The 17,535-nt window shown below is 74.1% G+C and carries 16 protein-coding genes and 2 pseudogenes; 5 read left to right on the top strand and 13 right to left on the bottom strand.

Annotation, left to right across the window (positions count from 1 at the left end):
• Positions 1 to 263: 263 nt before the first annotated feature.
• The 3 genes from CNO22_RS03820 to CNO22_RS03830 form a co-directional block, all read right to left on the bottom strand.
• Positions 264 to 1,061: a CHRD domain-containing protein gene (locus CNO22_RS03820; RefSeq protein WP_100498031.1), complete on the bottom strand. Its 798-nt coding sequence runs from the start codon at positions 1,059 to 1,061 to the stop codon at positions 264 to 266.
• A 303-nt stretch (positions 1,062 to 1,364) separates the two neighbouring features.
• Complete coding sequence (locus tag CNO22_RS03825; RefSeq protein WP_100498032.1) at positions 1,365 to 1,775, bottom strand: hypothetical protein; 411 nt, start codon at positions 1,773 to 1,775, stop codon at positions 1,365 to 1,367.
• Positions 1,775 to 2,263: a cupredoxin domain-containing protein gene (locus CNO22_RS03830; RefSeq protein ID WP_157936786.1), complete on the bottom strand. Its 489-nt coding sequence runs from the start codon at positions 2,261 to 2,263 to the stop codon at positions 1,775 to 1,777. The genes CNO22_RS03825 and CNO22_RS03830 overlap by 1 nt, the downstream gene beginning before the upstream one ends.
• A 279-nt stretch (positions 2,264 to 2,542) precedes the next feature.
• Here CNO22_RS03830 and CNO22_RS30035 point away from each other — a divergent pair.
• The 3 genes and pseudogenes from CNO22_RS30035 to CNO22_RS03845 form a co-directional block, all read left to right on the top strand.
• Positions 2,543 to 2,608 (top strand): annotated as a pseudogene (locus CNO22_RS30035) (hypothetical protein); the annotation flags it as partial.
• Positions 2,609 to 2,880: 272 nt separating this feature from the next.
• A pseudogene (locus CNO22_RS03840) lies at positions 2,881 to 3,075 on the top strand (helix-turn-helix domain-containing protein); the annotation flags it as partial.
• 157 nt (positions 3,076 to 3,232) lie between these two features.
• Positions 3,233 to 3,538 (top strand): CDGSH iron-sulfur domain-containing protein, encoded by a 306-nt coding sequence (locus CNO22_RS03845; RefSeq protein WP_100498067.1) that lies wholly within the window; start codon positions 3,233 to 3,235, stop codon positions 3,536 to 3,538.
• A 106-nt stretch (positions 3,539 to 3,644) separates the two neighbouring features.
• On the opposite strand, the gene CNO22_RS03850 is transcribed toward CNO22_RS03845, so the two are convergent.
• Entirely contained in the window at positions 3,645 to 4,655 is a 1,011-nt protein-coding gene (locus tag CNO22_RS03850; RefSeq protein ID WP_100498068.1) for an iron-containing redox enzyme family protein, read from the bottom strand.
• Positions 4,656 to 4,732: 77 nt separating this feature from the next.
• Here CNO22_RS03850 and CNO22_RS03855 point away from each other — a divergent pair, with 77 nt between their 5' ends.
• Both CNO22_RS03855 and CNO22_RS03860 read left to right on the top strand, forming a co-directional pair.
• Positions 4,733 to 5,581 carry an SDR family oxidoreductase gene (locus CNO22_RS03855; RefSeq protein WP_100498035.1) on the top strand — a complete coding sequence of 283 codons (849 nt, stop codon included), beginning with the start codon at positions 4,733 to 4,735 and terminating at the stop codon, positions 5,579 to 5,581.
• A gap of 144 nt (positions 5,582 to 5,725) precedes the next feature.
• A complete protein-coding gene (locus CNO22_RS03860; protein ID WP_100498036.1) occupies positions 5,726 to 7,471 on the top strand; it encodes a bifunctional metallophosphatase/5'-nucleotidase in 1,746 nt (581 codons plus the stop codon).
• Positions 7,472 to 7,714: 243 nt separating this feature from the next.
• On the opposite strand, the gene CNO22_RS03865 is transcribed toward CNO22_RS03860, so the two are convergent.
• The 9 genes from CNO22_RS03865 to bioB all read right to left on the bottom strand — a co-directional run bounded on the left by CNO22_RS03865 (position 7,715) and on the right by bioB (position 17,390).
• Positions 7,715 to 8,530: an SDR family oxidoreductase gene (locus tag CNO22_RS03865; RefSeq protein WP_100498069.1), complete on the bottom strand. Its 816-nt coding sequence runs from the start codon at positions 8,528 to 8,530 to the stop codon at positions 7,715 to 7,717.
• Positions 8,527 to 10,059, bottom strand: a complete 1,533-nt coding sequence (locus CNO22_RS03870; RefSeq protein WP_100498037.1) for an acyl-CoA reductase — start codon at positions 10,057 to 10,059, stop codon at positions 8,527 to 8,529. The genes CNO22_RS03865 and CNO22_RS03870 overlap by 4 nt, the downstream gene beginning before the upstream one ends.
• Positions 10,056 to 11,270 (bottom strand): LuxE/PaaK family acyltransferase, encoded by a 1,215-nt coding sequence (locus CNO22_RS03875; RefSeq protein ID WP_100498038.1) that lies wholly within the window; start codon positions 11,268 to 11,270, stop codon positions 10,056 to 10,058. The genes CNO22_RS03870 and CNO22_RS03875 overlap by 4 nt, the downstream gene beginning before the upstream one ends.
• Positions 11,267 to 12,706, bottom strand: coding sequence for a sodium:solute symporter family transporter (locus CNO22_RS03880; protein WP_198588082.1), 1,440 nt, complete (start codon positions 12,704 to 12,706; stop codon positions 11,267 to 11,269). The genes CNO22_RS03875 and CNO22_RS03880 overlap by 4 nt, the downstream gene beginning before the upstream one ends.
• Positions 12,707 to 13,017: 311 nt before the next feature.
• Positions 13,018 to 13,713, bottom strand: coding sequence for a dethiobiotin synthase (bioD, locus tag CNO22_RS03885; protein ID WP_198588083.1), 696 nt, complete (start codon positions 13,711 to 13,713; stop codon positions 13,018 to 13,020).
• A 2-nt stretch (positions 13,714 to 13,715) separates the two neighbouring features.
• A complete protein-coding gene (locus CNO22_RS03890; protein WP_100498040.1) occupies positions 13,716 to 14,861 on the bottom strand; it encodes an 8-amino-7-oxononanoate synthase in 1,146 nt (381 codons plus the stop codon).
• Positions 14,858 to 16,195, bottom strand: coding sequence for an adenosylmethionine--8-amino-7-oxononanoate transaminase (locus CNO22_RS03895; protein WP_232806769.1), 1,338 nt, complete (start codon positions 16,193 to 16,195; stop codon positions 14,858 to 14,860). The genes CNO22_RS03890 and CNO22_RS03895 overlap by 4 nt, the downstream gene beginning before the upstream one ends.
• Positions 16,192 to 16,389, bottom strand: coding sequence for a biotin synthase auxiliary protein BsaP (gene bsaP / locus CNO22_RS30345; protein ID WP_456298002.1), 198 nt, complete (start codon positions 16,387 to 16,389; stop codon positions 16,192 to 16,194). The genes CNO22_RS03895 and bsaP overlap by 4 nt, the downstream gene beginning before the upstream one ends.
• 2 nt (positions 16,390 to 16,391) lie before the next feature.
• Positions 16,392 to 17,390, bottom strand: coding sequence for a biotin synthase BioB (gene bioB / locus CNO22_RS03905; protein WP_100498042.1), 999 nt, complete (start codon positions 17,388 to 17,390; stop codon positions 16,392 to 16,394).
• Between the last annotated feature and the right edge of the window lie 145 nt (positions 17,391 to 17,535).

Below are 17,535 nucleotides of genomic sequence, written 5' to 3' on the forward strand. Positions count from 1 at the left end.
CGTGCAGTGCAGATAGGCTAGTGAAAAGAGGATGACCAGAAAATGCGCCGACTAAAATGAAGATACGTCGAGCGACGCGGTAGTAGACACCAAAAATAGCAGTATTTTTCTTTCCGGCAGGAAGAGGAATACGAAGTCGAAGACAGTCTCGTAGGCTCGGGGATGTGTATAAGCGTAAGGCAGCAGCACCGCGATGACCAGCGAGACCACACGGCCAGGACGCCGGGCCCGGGAGTCCTCCCGGGGCCCGGCGTCCCCGCGCATCAGTTGTCGGTGGTGGACCGACGGCGGGCCAGCAGGACGCCGCCGCCGGCGACGGCGATCGCGCCGACGCCGATCAGGCCGGCGTTCTCGATGCCGCTGGTGGAACCGGCGCCGGTCTCGACGCCGCCCTGCGGCATGGCACCCATCTGCGAGGCGTTCAGGACGCCGCACAGGGCCGGGTCGGTGGCCTCACCGGGCAGCGACGGGTCCAGGTCGGACACGCCGCGCTCACCCGGGCTGTAGGTGCCGTCGCCGTCGTGGTCCACACCGTGGACGACGACGACCGCCTTGCCGTCGAGGATCGCCGAGGCGACGTCCTCGCTGACCTGCACGTCACCGCGCGAGTACTCGAACTCCGCGCCGACGGCGAAGCGGTCCACGGCCAGGGTCGAGTCGGGCGAGGTGTCCCCGGTCTTGGTCAGCGACACGACGACCGGGCCGTAGGCGGGAGCGCCCTCCACGGTGGTGAAGTGCTGGTCGGGGTTGGTCTCGCCCTGCAGCGCCTCGGCGTTGTTGTCCGACTCGCTCGGGCACTCGTTGCGGGCGTCCGCGCCGAAGTGGATGTGCGCCGCGTGCGGTGCGTCCTGGAGCAGGCCCTGGGCGGCGAGGGTGAACGACAGGGTCGTGCCCGAGATCTCCACCATCGCGTGGCCGCTGCCGTCGACGTTGTTGACCGGGCTGGGCGCGAGGTCGGCCTGCGTCGAACCCTCCGCGGCGGCCGCCGGGCCGGCCATGGCCACGAGGGCCGCGAGGCCGAGTGCGGGAGCGGCGACGGCCGCACGTGTGAAGGTTCGCATGGTGGTTCTCCTTTCGACGGACCTGCGGGCCCGGGTTGGGCCCCGTCAGGGTGGTGCGTGCCCACGGGAGGGGCGGGTTGTACTGGGTGTTCGGATCACGGCCGCCGATCGGATTGCCTCTCGGCTGGAGGGACGGTGGCCGTCCGCTCGGTGCAGCGGCGGATCGACCCTGACGGGGAATGACCTGATTGCGGGCAATAACACGTGGCAACGCCGGTCCTCACCCGGGCGGGTGACGTGGGCCACTCGGCAGGACGTCTGGCCGACGGCTGACGTCGGCCGGTCACCGTCCCGCGGGGGGAGTCACCGGCGGCCGGAGACGAGGGTCAGCGCGACCAGGACGACGGTCCCGGCCACGTCGACCCAGAACGACTCCCACCACAGGGACGCCGCGGTCGACTCGACGAAGCCGAACAGCCCGACGGTCGTCGACAGCAGCAGTCCCATCAGCGTGCCCGCGGACAGTGCCGCACCGGCCGCAGCCGCCCATGGCAGCCACGTGCCGGGCGCGACCAGGAGCAGCAGGGCACCGAGCAGGCCCAGGACCGTGTTGGCCAGGAAGGCCGGCCCGACGACGTCGATGCCGGCGTAGCCCTGCTGCCAGAGGTGGCCGTGGATGACCGCTGTCCCCAGCAGCAGCGCGGCGCCGCTCAGGCGCAGCGTCCGGACGAGCGCGCCGGAGCGCGCTCGTCCGGGCGCGGTCGGGCCGGCCATCAGACGACCGTGACGGCGAGCTCCATGCCCATGCCGCGGTGGTTGGCGATGGAGCAGTAGACGACGTACTCGCCGGGCTGGAGGTCGACCTCGACGGTGCCCGACCCGCCGGGCGGGATCACCTCGCTCGCGGCCACGTCCTCCCCGTCGGCGTTCTCGACGACCAGGTCGTGGGTCGCACCGCCCTCGTTGACCACCTCGATGGTGTGGGTGCCGGCTGCCAGCTCGGTCTTCGACAGCTCGATGGCGAAGTCGGTCTCGGTGGCCTGCAGGACCGAGGAGGACGGCGCCTCCGGTGAGGCTTCCGTGGAGCCCGGTGCACCGGCGGAGGCGGACGGTGACGGTGCGTCGGTGGAGGCCGACGTGCCGGGAGCCGACGACGGATCGGCGCCTCCCGAGCAGGCGACGAGCACCGCCGCCGACAGGGACAGGGTCAGCGCGGCTCCGGGCCGGGCGATCCGGCGGTGGGAGAGACGGGTCGTGGGCACGGGGACTCCTCGGGCGTCGGGCCTCGCTGCCGGGCGGCGAACGAGTGGACCGGGCGGTACTGCGCCGCAACGGCGCTCACCAGGTCTTCGTCCGAGGGAGGCGCAGTGGTTCACCGGCCGGCACAGGCGTGCGGGGGATCGCGGACCGGGCGGGTGGGGCAGGCAGGGGATGTGCCCCTACACATCCCCGCCGACCCGGGCCGACCTCCGGACGACGAACCGGGCTCTCTCGGGGACGGCGGTGCCACCATCACGCCCTACCGCGACGGCCCGCTGATCGTGCGCGGGGACCTCCGGCTCGTCGACCAGGACGGCGGGCAGACAGACCCCGGCCGCCGCGAGATGATCGCGCTGTGCCGGTGCGGGAAATCCGGTATCAAGCCGTTCTGCGACGGCTCGCACAGGCGCGCCGGCGGGACGCCGGCACGGTCAACGGCGGGCGGTTCCGCGGCGCAGCACCGCCCCCGCCACCAGCCCCAGGACCAGCCCGAAGAGGACGTGCCCGACCAGGCTCATGAGCGCCATGTCGTCGATCACGAACAGCGGCATCCGGGCTCGCCGCGGCGGCGGCACCGGAGCCGGGCCTCTTCGGCCAGCGTGCGCCGCAGGTCCGGCTCACCCACGAGCAGTTGGCGGAGCTGGTGGGCACCACCCGCGAGACCGTGACCAAGCTGTTGGGGGAACTCCGTGCCGACGGGCTCGTCGGGCTGCGCCGAGGTGGCATCGCCGTCCTGGACGAGGCGGGGCTGCGTGTCGTCGCCGAGCAGGGCGAATCGGGCCGTTCTCGGCATCCGGGCGCGGAGAGGAGGTGAACGACGTCTCCGTGACGACGTGTCGGTGCCGGCACGCCGCCTGCAGGCGACGCCGGCGGCTGCGGCCGGCAGGCGCGCGGCGTGGTCGGCAGGTCCTCTACGGACAGGACCCGGCGGGTGGTGTGTGCCCGCCGGCCGCACGGGGCAGGGGGACGGGGTGACGCGCCCGCAGCCCGGTCCCGACGACGATGCCCTGCCGGCGGGGGAGGGGGCCACCATCACGCCGTACCGCGACGGCCCGCTGATCGTGCGCGGGGCCTTCCGGCTGGTCGACCAGGACGGCAACGAGATCGATCCCGGCCGCGAGACCATCGCGCTGTGCCGGTGCGGGAAGTCCGGCATCAAGCCGTTCTGCGACGGCTCGCACAAGCGCGCCGGGTTCTCCGCCCCGAGCGCGCCCAGCCGCCCCCGGCCGGCCGCCCGCATCCTGAGCGACGCCCGGCGGGAGGACGACGACCGCTGACCCGGGGCCGCCGCAGCGAGATGTGCACGCACCACTGACCGACGACGGCCCCCCTGCAGGGCCCCGCCGCGAGCCTGCGAGCGGTGGGGGGCAGGGGGGTCCTTTCTCAGGCAGCCATGGCGGGCTCCCGGCGCAGGGCCGACCGGCCGGCCTCCCAGGCGCCGAGCAGGTGGCGGGCCGCCAGGCCGTCCATCGCCAGCGAGCACGCGGCACCGAACAGGACGTCGGCGGTGAGGGCGGGCTCCTCGGCGACCAGGGAGCCGCACATGTCCACCGAGGCGATCTGCTCGTGGACGGCGTCGGCCTCCACGTGCTCGTCGTAGAAGACCGTCGTCGACTCGTCGAAGCCCAGCCGGCGCAACCCGGCCGAGTAGCGGCGGGACGGCTCGGAGGAGGTCATCTCCACGCAGGCCAGGTGCCCCAGGGCCGCGCCACGCCAGCGGCGGTGCAGGCCGAACAGCGACATCGTGTTGACCGAGGCGAACGCGGCGGCCGGGGCGTCGTCCCACAGCGCGCCGTAGGTGTCGTCGAGGCCGAGGTCGCGCATCATCCCGGCGAACAGCTGGCTGTGCATGCGCGCCGCGGTGCCGCCGCCGTACTCGTCGGCCTGGATCTCCACCATCGCGGCCTTCGCCCGCCCCGACAGCCGGGGGACGGCGAAGGTGTGCGGGTCACCCTCCTTGAGGTGGTACACCGAGCGCAGCGTGAGGTACTCCCGCCACTGCTCCAGCGAGCCGCTGCGCGACATGTACGACGACAGCGAGGGGCCGTCGTCGGCCGCGATGAGGGCCGTGAGCTGCCGGTCGACCGGCTCGTCGGTGAGCTCGACCTCGCCGACCAGCGCGCGCAGCGCCGCGGTGTGCGCCCGCTCCAGGTGGCCGCGCAGCCGCAGCAGCTCGGGGTCCCACTCCCAGGACTCGGCGACGTCGTCGAAGCCGCGGTAGTGCAGCTCGTAGCAGATCGCGAGGGCCAGCTGGAGGTCGTCGTCGGTCAGCGGGTCGGTCGCGGTGGCCGCGGTCCGCTCGGCGAGCTCGACGGTCGCGGGGGCGAGCGTGCCGCTGGTCAGGTCGGTGCGGAGGGCGGAGGTCAGGGGGCCCCGTGGCTCGGGCAGGCGCATGACAGCGACCATGCCCACCCGCGGGGCCGTCGATGCACCTCAGGGGTGTGGTGTCCGTCCAGGGGTAGAGGGGGTCCATGGGCACCAGCTCCGCGGACCGCGTCGTCCTCGTCACCGGCGGCAGCGCCGGCATCGGCCGCAGCACCGTGACCCGGCTGGCCCGCGACGGCGCACGGGTGGTGACCTGCGCCCGCGGTGGCGACCGGCTCGAGCAGGCCGTCGGCGGGCTGCCCGGGGTGAGCACGGTCGTGGCCGACGTCGCCGACGCCACGGACCGCGAGCGCCTGCTCGACCGCGTCCTCGACGAGCACGGGCGGCTCGACGCCGTCGTCCTCAACGCCGGGCTGGGCTGGGCCGGGCTGGTGGAGGACATGCCCGGCGACGCCGTCGAGCGGCTGATCGCGCTCAACCTGACCGGCGTCGTGGAACTCACCCGGATCGCCCTGCCGCACCTGTTCAGCGCGGCGGCGCAGCGGGGGAGGGCCGACGTCGTCACGGTCGCCTCGGCGGCGGCGTGGTCGCAGGTGCCGCCGCTGACCGTCTACTCGGCGACCAAGGCCGGGGTGCACGGCTTCGTGAAGGGGCTGCGGCGGGAGGTGACCGCCCGGGGCGTGCGGGTGCACACGGTCAACCCCGGGCCGGTGCGGACCGAGTGGCTGGCCCGCGGGCACGGCTCCCCGCCGGTGTCGGACGACGACGCCCGCGGCCGGCTCTCCCGCGGGATCCGCCCCGACCGGGTGGCCGGCCAGATCGCCGGCTGCCTGACCTCGCCGTGGTCGCGCACGGTCGCCGTCCCGCGGTGGATGGGGCTGGCCCGGCTGGGCGAGGTGCCGCCGGTGGACCGGGTGCTGGACCTGGTGCTCTCGCGGCAGGCCGACCGGATCCGCCGGGTCGCCGCGCGGATGGTCGAGGAGCGCACCGGCTGACCCCGGGCGGACCTTGACGGGGCGGTTCCGTCCGGCGACGGTGAGTTGCTCGTCCGGCCTCGGGCTCGACACGCGGTGTTCACCTCTGACTACCTAGAGTCGGCTCGTGCCGGAACGGTCCGGCCCGCCTCCCTGGGAGAACCGATGCGACCCACCGTCCGCCGCGCCACCGTCGCGGCCGCCGTGACGACCACGATCGCCGGCCTCGCCGTGGCCGCGGCCGTCCCCGCCGCCGCCGGGCCGGACCCCGCGCCGACGCCGTCCGGCCCGAAGCCGGTCGAGCTGCAGCTGCTCGCCATCAACGACTTCCACGGCGCGCTGAAGCCGCCGACCGGGTCCGGCGGGCGGGTGCAGACCGGCCCCGACCCCGACGGTGCCGGGGCCGCGCCCGCGCCCACGGTGGACGCCGGCGGCGTGGAGTACCTGAGCACCCAGCTCGCCGCCCTCGCCGAGGAGCAGCGCAAGAAGAACACCATCACCGTCGCCGCCGGCGACCTGATCGGCGCCTCGCCGCTGCTGTCGGCCGCCTTCCACGACGAGCCGACCATCGAGGCGCTCGGCCTGGCCGGGCTGGACTACGCCAGCGTCGGCAACCACGAGTTCGACGAGGGCGCCGACGAGCTGCTGCGCATCCAGAACGGCGGCTGCCACCCCGTCGACGGCTGCGCCGACGGCACGCCGTACGAGGGGGCCGACTTCCAGTACCTGTCGGCCAACGCCTTCGTCACCGAGACCGGCGAGCCGCTGCTCGCGCCCTACGCCGTCGAGAAGGTGCAGGGCATCGAGGTCGGCTTCATCGGCATGACCCTGGAGGGCACCGGCGACATCGTCAGCCAGGCCGGCGTGGCCGGCCTGGAGTTCGCCGACGAGGTCGAGACCGCCAACCGGTACGCCACCGAGCTGCAGGACCAGGGCGTGGAGGCCATCGTCGTCCTGCTGCACCAGGGCGGCACGCAGACCGGTGAGGACGCCTGGGACGTCGACGGGTGCAGCCAGCTGACCGGGCCGATCGTCGACATCGCGACCGGCATGTCCGACGCCATCGACGTCGTCGTCAGCGGGCACACCCACCAGGCCTACAACTGCCTGCTCGACGACAAGGTCGTCACCAGCGCCGGCAACAACGGGCGCCTGGTCACCGACATCGACCTGCAGCTCGACCGCCGCACCGGCGACGTGATCCACGAGACGGCGACGGCCGACAACGTGATCGTCGAGCGCACCGTGGCGCCCGACCCCCGGCAGACCGAGCTGATCGCACGGTACGACGAGGTCGTCGCACCGATCGCCTCCCGGGTGGTCGGGTCCGCGTCGGCCGACATCACCCGCCGGGCCGACGACACCGGCGAGACGCCGCTCGGCAACCTCATCGCCGACGCCCAGCTCGCGGACACGCGGGACGAGGGTGCGGTCGCCGCGTTCATGAACCCCGGCGGTGTCCGGGCCGACCTCCTGGCCGGTGACGTCACCTACGGCGAGGCATTCGAGGTCCAGCCCTTCGCCAACAACCTGGTGACCCTCACCCTGACCGGTGCCCAGCTGGACTGCGTGCTCGAGCAGCAGTACGCGCTGGCCCGCCCCGTGGTGCTGCAGCCGTCCGCGACGGTGGGGTACACGGTCGCGCCGAGCGCGGCGGCCGGCACCGCCGAGGACCCGTGCTCCGGGCAGCGGGTCAACGGCCTGACCATCGACGACGCGCCCGTCGACCCGGTCGCGAGCTACCGCATCACGGTGAACAGCTTCCTCGCCGACGGCGGGGACGGCCTCACCCAGCTGCGGCAGGGGACGAACCGGGTGACCACCTCCATCGACCTGGACGCCTTCGTGGCCTACCTCCAGGCGAACCCGGGGATCGCGCCGCCGGCCACCGACCGGATCACGGCCGGCTGACCCCGGCTCCACCCCGCACACCGGCGGCGGCTCCTCACGGGGAGCCGCCGCCGTCGGCGCGCGCCCGGAGCGGTCACCGTCCTGATCGTGACGCGAGCCAGCAGCGGCTCGATGCACATGGACGTCCCGAGCACGCCGCCGAGGACGAGCACGATCACGAGCAGCGGGAGCAGGCCCTGGGAGTTGGTCGAGGCCCGGCCCTGCCGCGCAGCGAGCGTCCGCGGCCCGTGGAGTCCACGGTCCTCATCGCATGACGAGGCCGCCGTCGACGAACAAGCACGCGCCGGTGACGAAGCGGGACCAGCCGCTGGCGAAGTACAACACTGCCCCGGCGACGTCGTCCGGGGTGGCCAGGCGCCGCAGGGGAGCGGCCTGCTCGAGGGCATCGCGCTGCTCGTCGGTCGCCGTCCGGCTGGAGTCGGTGGGGTGCACCAGGCCCGGTGCGACGCAGTTCACGGTGATCCCCAAGGGCCCGAGCTCGGTGGCCATGGTGCGCGAGTAGCCCAGGAGTGCGGCCTTGGCGGTCGTGTAGTCGTGGTAGGGCACGCTGGGGCGCTCGACGAGGTCGGTGACCACGTTGATGATCCGGCCACCGCCGCGGGCCTGCAGGCCGGGCAGCGTCGCTCGGCAGACGTTGACCGCGCCGCCGAGGCTGCCTTCCAGCTGGCGCTGGTGGTCCTGCCACGACGTCTCCCACGCCGTCCGCCGGGCGAGGGGGTCGAAGGTGTAGCTGCGCAGGGCGTTGTTCACGACGACGTCCGCGGGGCCGAAACGGTCCTCGACCTCCTCGACCGCGGCCTGGACGGCGTCAGGATCGGTGACGTCGGCCTGGACGGCGTGCGCCCGCCCCCCAGCAGCCTGGACGTCGGCCACCACGGCTGCGGCCGACACCGCGTCGTGCAGGTAGTTGACCGCGACGGCGGCACCGTGCGCCCCGAGCGCTCGGGCGATCGCGGCGCCGATGCCGCGGCTGGCCCCGGTCACCAGCGCCACGCGGTCGCGGAGCAGGTCGCTGCGGCCCAGCCCGCCGTGGTCGCCGGGGGAGGGGAGCGGGCTCATCGCCGTCCGCCGGCGTCCGCGGGCCGCGACGGCCGGGTCCACTCGGGGTCGTACCGTTCCACGTCCACTTCGGCTGCGCCTTCGACGTCGGTCCACCGCACGAGGGCCGCGAGGCTGCCTCGGCCGTCGTGGTGCCAACCCGCGGCCGGTCGGGGCATCTGCCCGACGGCGCAGACGCGGTCCACTCCGCACCGGCCCAGCAGCGAGGCCCAGGTGTCCAGGCGATCCGGCGCGCACGCGACGCCGGCGGTCTGCAGGTAGCGGCGCAGCGGCAGCAGCAGCGGGACGACGTCCTGGAGGCCGTCGACCGGGTGCACACGCACGACCCGGTTCAGCGGTGAGGGCTCGAACCGCTCAGGGTGCTCCTCGAGCACGACCGTCCACGCGGTGCTCCTGCTGCTGGTGACGACCTGCACACCCGGGTCGTCATAGGAGCGGAGCTCGTACCGGGAGCGGACCGCGGCGACGGCCGCGCTCTCCTCCAGGCCCAGTCGGGCCCGCGGTCGAGCGCGCTCGTAGTGGTCCATCTCCGCGGCCAGCGCCGCCGTGAAGGTGCGTGGATCGACGGCTCCCCCGCGCTCGACGAAGACCGCGTGCGGGGACAGGCAGCCCTGCTGGTCGTACTGGGACACGTCCCGGGCGACGCGGCGGGCCGTCTCGGCGTACCGGGTCAGCGCCAGCGCCTCGTGCCCGATGACGGCGAAGCTGACCTTGTGCCCGTAGGGCACGAACGGCACGCCCACCGGCACCCGCCGGGCCAGGTCCTCGGTGGCGCGCAGGCCCGCGGTGGCCATCACCGCGTCCGCGTGGGCGAAGGCCACCTGCTCGACGTCCTCGGCCCCACCGGGCCAGTGGACGATGGCCAGGCACCGTCCCAGCCCCGGGTCCTCCTCGGCGATCGTCTGGGCGAACAGCGCCGGGAACAGCGGCTCGGCACCGGCGGACTTGCCGAGCGTCGCGGACTTGACGAGGAAGGCGCACACGAGGTTCCAGGCGGGTAGGCCGGGGACGTTGCCGGCGAAGAACTGGGTCGTCAGCCGGGGGCCGTAGGCCCGGGAGCGCCCCCCGGCCCGGTCGGGCTGAAAGCCGTCGAGCACCAGCGGGTTGTCGAAGTCCTGGGCGAGGAAGCGCAGCAGCCGGTCGCGGCGGAAGGTCCTCAGGTGCTCCTTCAGCCCGCGGCGGACCATGTCGGAGGCGTACCCGGTGATCTGCGGCAGCAGCTGCTCGGCCGCGCGGCGCTGTGGCAGGTCCGGGTCGGACCAACGGGCCACGGCCCGGCCCAGTGCCTCCAGCACGTCCATCACCGGGCGGTCGGCCAGCTCCTCGGCCTGGGCCCGCAGCAGCCGCTCGCACAGCACCTCGACGAGCGCCGGCGTCACCACCGGCCCGCGCAGCGGGACGTCGCCCACGCGGCGCGTCGTCCACTCCAGAGCGGCCAGCTCGGTGTCATCCAGCTGCGGCAGGAAGAAGGCGTCCAGCGCCTCGAGACCCCTCGCACCCTCCGCCTCCCGCGGGTGCAGCAGGGTCACCGTCGATGCCCCCTGTTCGCCGCGAGCAGCTCGTCCAGGGCGATGGAGCACCCGCGGGCCTCGCTGCCCTGCGCCCGGCCCAGAAGCACGAACTCACGCCCACCGGGCGCGGCGGTGTGATCCGTGGGACCGGCGTCCAGGCCGCCGCTCGCCGTGAGGTGACCGACGTCCTCGGCGAGGACGGCCAGGCACGAGCCGCGGTTGGCCAGGTCGTAGTGCACCAGCAGCCCGCGCTCGCCCGGCGCCACCGGCCGGCCGGTGCCGGCGTCGACCACCTGCAGGCGGGCCCACGGCGGCACGGCCTTGATCCGCGGCGACGGGTCGTCCCCGAGCCACGCCCGCCGCAGCGTCGTGTCGTAGTACTGGGTGCTGATCTCCGTCATCCCGTAGTAGTTGACGCACCACGCGTCCGGGAGGCCCAGCCGCTGGTCGAACGCCGCACGCAGTGCCTCACCCGAGACCTCCCGGGACCGGCCCTTGAAGCCGCCGGTGTCCAGCAGCCGGCTGCCGGGCGGCAGCCGGAACGCGGTGCCCGTGGCCTCCAGCGCATCGAGGAGGTGCACGTACGCGAACGAGGTCCCCAGCAGCCCCACCGGCACCCCGTCGCGCTCGGCCTCCGTCAGGGCGGCGACGAGCCCGTCGAGGTCCAGGCCGTCGGCGCTGACGAAGGTGCCGCTCCCCGAAGCGCCGAAGGAGTCGACCAGGCGCCCGAGGAAGTAGGCGAGGGAGGAGTGTGGCTGCTGTGCCGGCGGCGGGTTGAGCACCAGCAGCCGCAGCTCGTCCCTGTCCGGCAGGAACCAGTGCCGGAAGCTGGCGCGCAGCGAGGCGTCGTACAGGTGCAGGTGCGGGTGGTGGTTGCGCCCGCGCCGGCTCGGGTCAGTGCTGCCGCTGGTCGTGAAGACCGCCGCTGCCTCCCCCGGCGGGTCGCATGACAGCGTCAGCTCCTTGAAGGCGCTCAGCGGCACGGGCGGGACCTGCCGCCAGCTCTGCACGCGCCCGGGTTCGGCCCCCCGCGCCCGGCAGTAGCGCCGGTAGGGGCGGTTGCGCTCGTACTGGTCGGCGAACAGGTCCAGCGCCAGCCGGTCGAACTCCGCCTCCTGCGCCTGTGTCGGGCCGGCGTCGTCCCAGTCCTGGACAGAACGCTCGATCCAGGTGACCAGCCGCCGGTCCAGCTCACCGAGCTGGGAGACCGCCGGACCCGAGCCGCTCACCGCGCCACCTGCTCGTCTACGGGCCGGTCCAGCGGCCGGACCCGGCGCGAGAGCTCCTGCAGGTCCGTGCTGCGCCGGCCGAGGAGGGAGACGAGCACCGTCACCGCGGTGGACGCCGTCAGGGCCGCCGCGAAGGGCGGCAACGACAGGCCGCCGGCGAACGTGGCGATGTCCACGGCCGCGGCGAGGGACCCTCCGGCGACCAGACCGTGGACCAGGGCGCCGACGAGACCGGCCACGGCTCCGGCGACCGCGGCAGCCGGCGTGGCCCGGCGCCACAGCCCGAGGAAGGCGGGCGCGATGGTCGCCGCGCAGAGCAGGTCGGCGACCAGGAACAGCCGCAGCACCGACAGCCCCTGGAAGGCCACCACCGCCGGCACCACGGTGAGCAGCACCACGAGCACCCGGGCGCCACGCAGCCCCAGCCGCGGCGCCTCGGTCACCACGGCCGCGGCGAGACCGCCCTGCAGCGTGTCGACGGTGGAGGTCACCAGGGCCACGGTGAAGACCAGGACGATGAGCAGCACCCACTGCTCGGCCCCTGCCAGCAGCGCGAAGAACGGCACCGGCGGGCTGCCGAGGTCCACCGCCGAGGCCGCGGCCAGGAGACCCACCAGGCCCGCGGGCAGCACCACGAGGACGCGCGCCGCAGCCCCGAGCAGCGCCCCGCGGGTCAGGGCCCGCTCGTCGCGCGCCGACCACACCCGCTGCCAGTAGCCGTTGTGGAACAGGCTGGTGGCCAGGACGGCCACGACCAGGGTGGCCGCCCCCTCCAGCCCCGCGCCGTCGACGTCGAGCAGCCGCCCGGCACCCTGGGGCTCCGAGCCCGGCAGTGCACGGACGGCGACGAGGCCGACCACGCCGAGCAGCAGCAGGAGCAACCAGCCCTGCCACACGTCGGTGCGGATGGAGGCCCGGAGCCCCCCATGGGCGGTGTACAGCGTGGTGACCGCGGCGACGGCGACCACGCCCGCCCGCGGGTCCAGGCCGGACAGGCGCCCCAGCACCGCCCCGGTCGCGGTCAGCTCCGCGGCCAGCGCCACGAGCATGTACACCAGCGAGATCCCCAGCACGTACGCGTGCATCCCGCGTCCGAAGCGCAGCCGCACGAACTCCACCAGGTTGTGCCCCCGGGGGACCAGCGCCCGCAGGCGGCGGCCGAGCACCACCAGTGCGAGCAGGGGCAGGGTGATGGCCACGGCGTAGCCCACCACCCCCGCCAGGCCCACCGAGGCGCCCACCTCCGGTGGCGCGAACAGCACCCAGGCGCCGACCCCGGAGGCGAAAAAGGACAGGCCCAGCGCGCTGGCGCCCTGAGTGCCCCGCGCGACAGCGAACTCCTCCAGGTCCCGATCGCGGCCGACCGCGAGGCCCACGCCGGCGAACAACAGCAGCACGGCAGCCACGGCCACCACGGTCACGGGGATGCCCACCACGTCGAGTCCCTCCGCCGGCATTACCCGGACAGGTTCCTGCGGTCGGCGACGCGTCCAGCCGCCCTCTCAGCCCGGTCTGCCCGAGCTCCCGCTCTCCAGCACGGACAGTACCCAAGCACCGCGCGCCTGCGCCGGGCGGAGGGCGTCTGGCGACCCCGCGGCCATGGAGCCTCCTGAAGGCGGGACGCCAGCCACGAGGTGGCTGCCCTGCGCTGTCCTCAAGGGCGCGGTCGTTCCACGTCATGAGCTCCTGCCCCACCGTGCACGGCCGATCGGTGCGCTGTTCGCCGCCGCTCGCCGCGGCAGGTGGGTCACCGCCGCTGGGGGGAGGCCAACCACCTGGGGGCGGCCGCGCGGAACACCTCCGTTGCCAGGTGGCCCGCTCCGGCCGGTATGCGGCCGAGCAGTGGAACGCGGATCCGGGACAGGTCCTCGAGGTTGCAGTGCTCGGCCAGGCCGGGCTCGGCCGGCCAGGAACCGATGACGAGACCGGCGGGTTCCAGGTCGCGGGCACGCAGTGCCTCGACGGTCAGCTCGGTGTGGTTCAGCGTGCCGAGCCCGGCGGCCACCACGACCAGGACGGCTGGCTCCACCCCGGCGGCGCGGACGGCCAGGGTGAGGTCGGCGACCGTACCGCCGTCGGCGTCCAGACGGACGAGGAGTCCACCGGCTCCCTCGACCAGGACGACGTCGTGCGTGTCTGCGAGCTCGACGACCCTCGCGGCGGTGTCCTGCACGGCCGGCAGCGCCAGTCCTGCGCGCCTCGCCGCAGTGTCGGGGGCCAGTGGCTCGGGCAGTCGGACCGGCTCCACGACCGTGTGCGCTCCGCCGAGCCGCTGCACCACCGCGAGGTCACCGGGCTCGTCGGCCTGGACGCCGGTCTGCGCCGGCTTGACCGCGGCGACCCGCAGCCCGTCGGCGGTGGCACGGGCGGCGAGCGCCGCGGTGACGATCGTCTTGCCGACATCGGTGCCGGTCCCGGTGACGACGACGATGCGTCCGTCCACGGTCATCGTCGGTCGGCGAGGACGGACCGAACCGTGTCGGTGGCGCGGTCCAGCGCCGTGCCGGCCAGGGTGGCACGGGCGGTGAAGCGCATGCGGCTGATGCCGTCGGGCACCGACGGCGGACGGAAGCAGCCCACCCGCACACCCCGCTCCGCGAAGGCCTCCGCGGCGGCGACCGCGGCGTCGGGTGAGGGCATCGGCACCGACAGGACGGCGCCGTCGGCCGGCGGCATGCCAGCGGCGTCGGCCAGTGCCCGAGCGGCGGTGCGCACGGCGGCGATCCGTTCCGGCTCCTGCTGCAGCACGTCCAGCGCGGCGACCGCGGCCGCAGCCGCAGCGGGGTTGAGGCCGGTGTCGAAGATGAACGGCCGGGCCGTGTTGACCAGGTGTTCGACGATCTCGGGGGCGCCCAGGACGGCGCCACCCTGGCTGCCCAGGGCCTTGGACAGGGTGACCGTGACGACGACGTCGGGACGGCCGGCCAGCCCGAGTGCGGCCAGCAGGCCCTGGCCTCGGTCACCGCAGACGCCGATGCCGTGGGCTTCGTCGACGACCAGCACGCCGCCGTGGCGGTGGGTGACCTCGGCCAGCTCGGCCAGCGGCGCGGCGTCGCCCAGCACCGAGAACACCGATTCGGTGAGCACCAGGGCGTGGGGCTCCGACCGGGCGGCCAGCGCGGCCTCGACCGCGGCGACATCGCCGTGCGGGACCACCTGCACGCGGGCGCGGGCGAGGCGGCAGGCGTCGACCAGCGAGGCGTGGACGTGTGCGTCGGAGACGACCACCGCATCCTGGCCGGCCAGGGCCGTGACGACGCCGAGGTTGGCCAGGTATCCGGAGGAGAAGACCAGCGCCGCCGGCTGCGCGCAGTGCCGCGCCAGCGCGGCCTCGAGTTCCACGTGCAGGTCGAGGGTGCCCGTCACCAGCCGAGAGGCCCCCGAACCAGCTCCCCAGCGGTGGGTCGCGGCGGCGGCGGCCCCGGTGACGCGCGGATCAGTGGCCAGGCCCAGGTAGTCGTTGCCGGCCAGGTCGAGCGTGGGGGTACCGGCGGCGCGAGGGCGGAGTACCCGGGTCAGGCCGGCCTCGTCGCGCTTGGCGGCCTCGGCGCGCAGCCGCTCGAGGAAGGCCGACTCGGACGTCTCGGTCACGAGGCCACCGCCCTCACCGCCGCCACGACCCCCCGGCTGATCGTCGCCACGTCGTCCTCGCTGCTGATGTAGGGCGGCATCGTGTACACGAGGTCGCGGAAGGGACGCAGCCACACGCCCGCAGCAAGCGCGGCCTCGGTGGCCCGGGCCACGTCGACCGGGGTGCGGGTCTGCACCACGCCGACGGCGCCGAGCACGCGGACGTCGGCCACGCCGGGAAGGTCCGCCGCGGACGCGAGCCCCTCCGTCAGTCCCCGCTCGATGCGGTCGATGCCGGCGGCCCAGTCCTGGCCGGTGAGCAGGTCCAGGCTGGCCGAGGCCACCGCGCAGGCCAGCGGGTTGGCCATGAAGGTCGGACCGTGCATCAGCGCACCGGCCGGTTGCGCACACACCTCCTCGGCCACGGCGGTGGTGCACAGGACTGCGGCCAGCGAGAGATAGCCGCCGGTCAGCGCTTTGCCGACGCACAGGATGTCGGGGACCACCCCGGCGTGTTCGGCGGCGAACATCGTGCCCGTGCGGCCGAAGCCGGTGGCGATCTCGTCGAGGATGAGGGGCACTTCGTGATCGTCACAGAGCCGGCGCAGGACCCGCAGGCACTCGGGGCTGTAGACGTGCATGCCGCCGGCGCCCTGCAGGACCGGCTCCACGATCACCGCCGCCAGATCAGCGGCATGCTGCTCGAACAGCCGCGTCGTCTCCGCGGTCCACGCGTCGAGTTCTGCATCCCCCGGCGCACGGTCGAACCCACCGGGCGGCCGCGGCGCGAACACCTGCTCCGGCAGGACCCCGGCGAACAGTGAGTGCATCCCCCCGACCGGGTCGCACACGCTCATCGCGTCGAACGTGTCGCCGTGGTAGCCACCGCGCACGGTGAACTGCCGCCGGCGCCGCGGCTGCCCGCGGCCCACCGCCCGCTGCAGGGCCATCTTGAGGGCGACCTCCACGGCCACCGAGCCGGAGTCGCAGAGGAAGACGTGCCGGAGCGGGTCCGGCGCGAGGGCGAGCAGGCGCTCCACCAGGCCGACGGCTGGAGCGTGCGTGAGGCCGCCGAACATCACATGCGACATCGACGCGAGCTGGTCGCGGGCGGCGGCGTCGAGGACGGGGTGGCGGTAGCCGTGGATCGCACACCACCACGAGGACATGCCGTCGATGACGTCGCCGTACCCGGCCAGACGCAGCCGCGCTCCTTCGGCGGACTCCACCACCCGCACCGGTGAGGGGGCGGTCATCGAGGCGTAGGGATGCCAGAGGTGTGCGCGGTCGACGGCCAGCAGCCGGCCGAGGTCGGCGTCCGGGCCGGCGGCCAGCTCGCCGCGGGCCGTGGTCACGTACCGCGCCCGTCGATGCTGCCGTGCTGTACGCAGACCGCCGTCCACGTCAGGGGGGTGATCTGGACCTTCATGCGCCGTCCGCAGCCGGCACAGAAACGCGGCGGCTCCAGGCCTCGCGCGGTGGAACAGGCAGCGTGGTCGCCATCGGCACGTGACCGACCGCAGCGGTCACAGAAGACCGGAGCGGACACGGTCAGATCGCCGAGGACAGTGCCTTGACCGGCATCTGCAGGTCCTGGAGGAGGGCGAGATCCTCCTCGGGCGGGCGGCCCAGGGTGGTGAGGTAGTTGCCGACGATGATCGCGTTCACCCCGCCGAGCAGACCGTCACGGCTGCCGAGGTCGCCCAGGGTGATCTCCCGCCCGCCGGCGAAGCGCAGGATCGTGCGGGGCAGCGCCAGCCGGAAGGCGGCCACCGTCCGCAGCGCCTCCTTGCCGTCGAGCACCGGCAGGTCGGCGAACGGGGTCCCCGGGCGGGGGTTGAGGAAGTTCATCGGCACCTCGTCCGGGGAGAGCTCGGCCAGCTGGGCGGCGAACTCGGCGCGCTGGGCACGACTCTCGCCCATGCCGATGATGCCTCCGCAGCAGACCTCCATCCCGGAGGCCGCCACCATGCGCAGGGTCTGGAAGCGCTCTTCCCAGGTGTGCGTGGTGACCACCGATGGGAAGTGGGAGCGGGCCGTCTCCAGGTTGTGGTTGTACCGGTGCACGCCCATGTCGACCAGATCGTCGACCTGCTCTTGGGTGAGGATGCCCAGCGACGCCGCGACCTGGATGTCCACCGCCTCGTGGATCGCAGTGACCGCCTCGCGCAGCTGTGTCATCAGCCGTTGGTCAGGGCCGCGGACGGCGGCGACGATGCAGAACTCCGTGGCCCCCGTGGCCGCCGTCTGCCGTGCCGCCTCCACCAGGGACGGAACGTCGAGCCACACCGCGCGGACCGGGGACTGGAACTGGCCGGACTGCGAGCAGAAGTGGCAGTCCTCGGGGCAGCCGCCGGTCTTCAGCGACACGATCCCCTCGACCTCGACCTCCGGGCCGCACCAGCGCATCCGGACCTCGTGGGCCAACTCCAGCAGCGCTGGGATCCGCTCGTCCGGCAGCTCGAGGACCTCCAGGACCTGCTCCTCGGACAGCCCGTGGCCGTCCTCGAGAACCACCTGCCTGGCCGCCGCCAACACCGCTGCTGCCATCGCCGTCCTCTCGCCTCGGCCAACGCCGCGCTCCGCGGGTCCGTGTGTCCCGGGCCGGCCATGGCACCGTCCAGCAAACTACACAGCCGCCCCGGCCCCGACCCGTCGGCGACCTCGTGCGCAGCAGGAGCCGGTGGTCGGGGAG

It is taken from the genome of Geodermatophilus chilensis (assembly GCF_002802985.1).
In the GTDB taxonomy this organism is placed as follows: Bacteria; Actinomycetota; Actinomycetes; order Mycobacteriales; family Geodermatophilaceae; genus Geodermatophilus; species Geodermatophilus chilensis.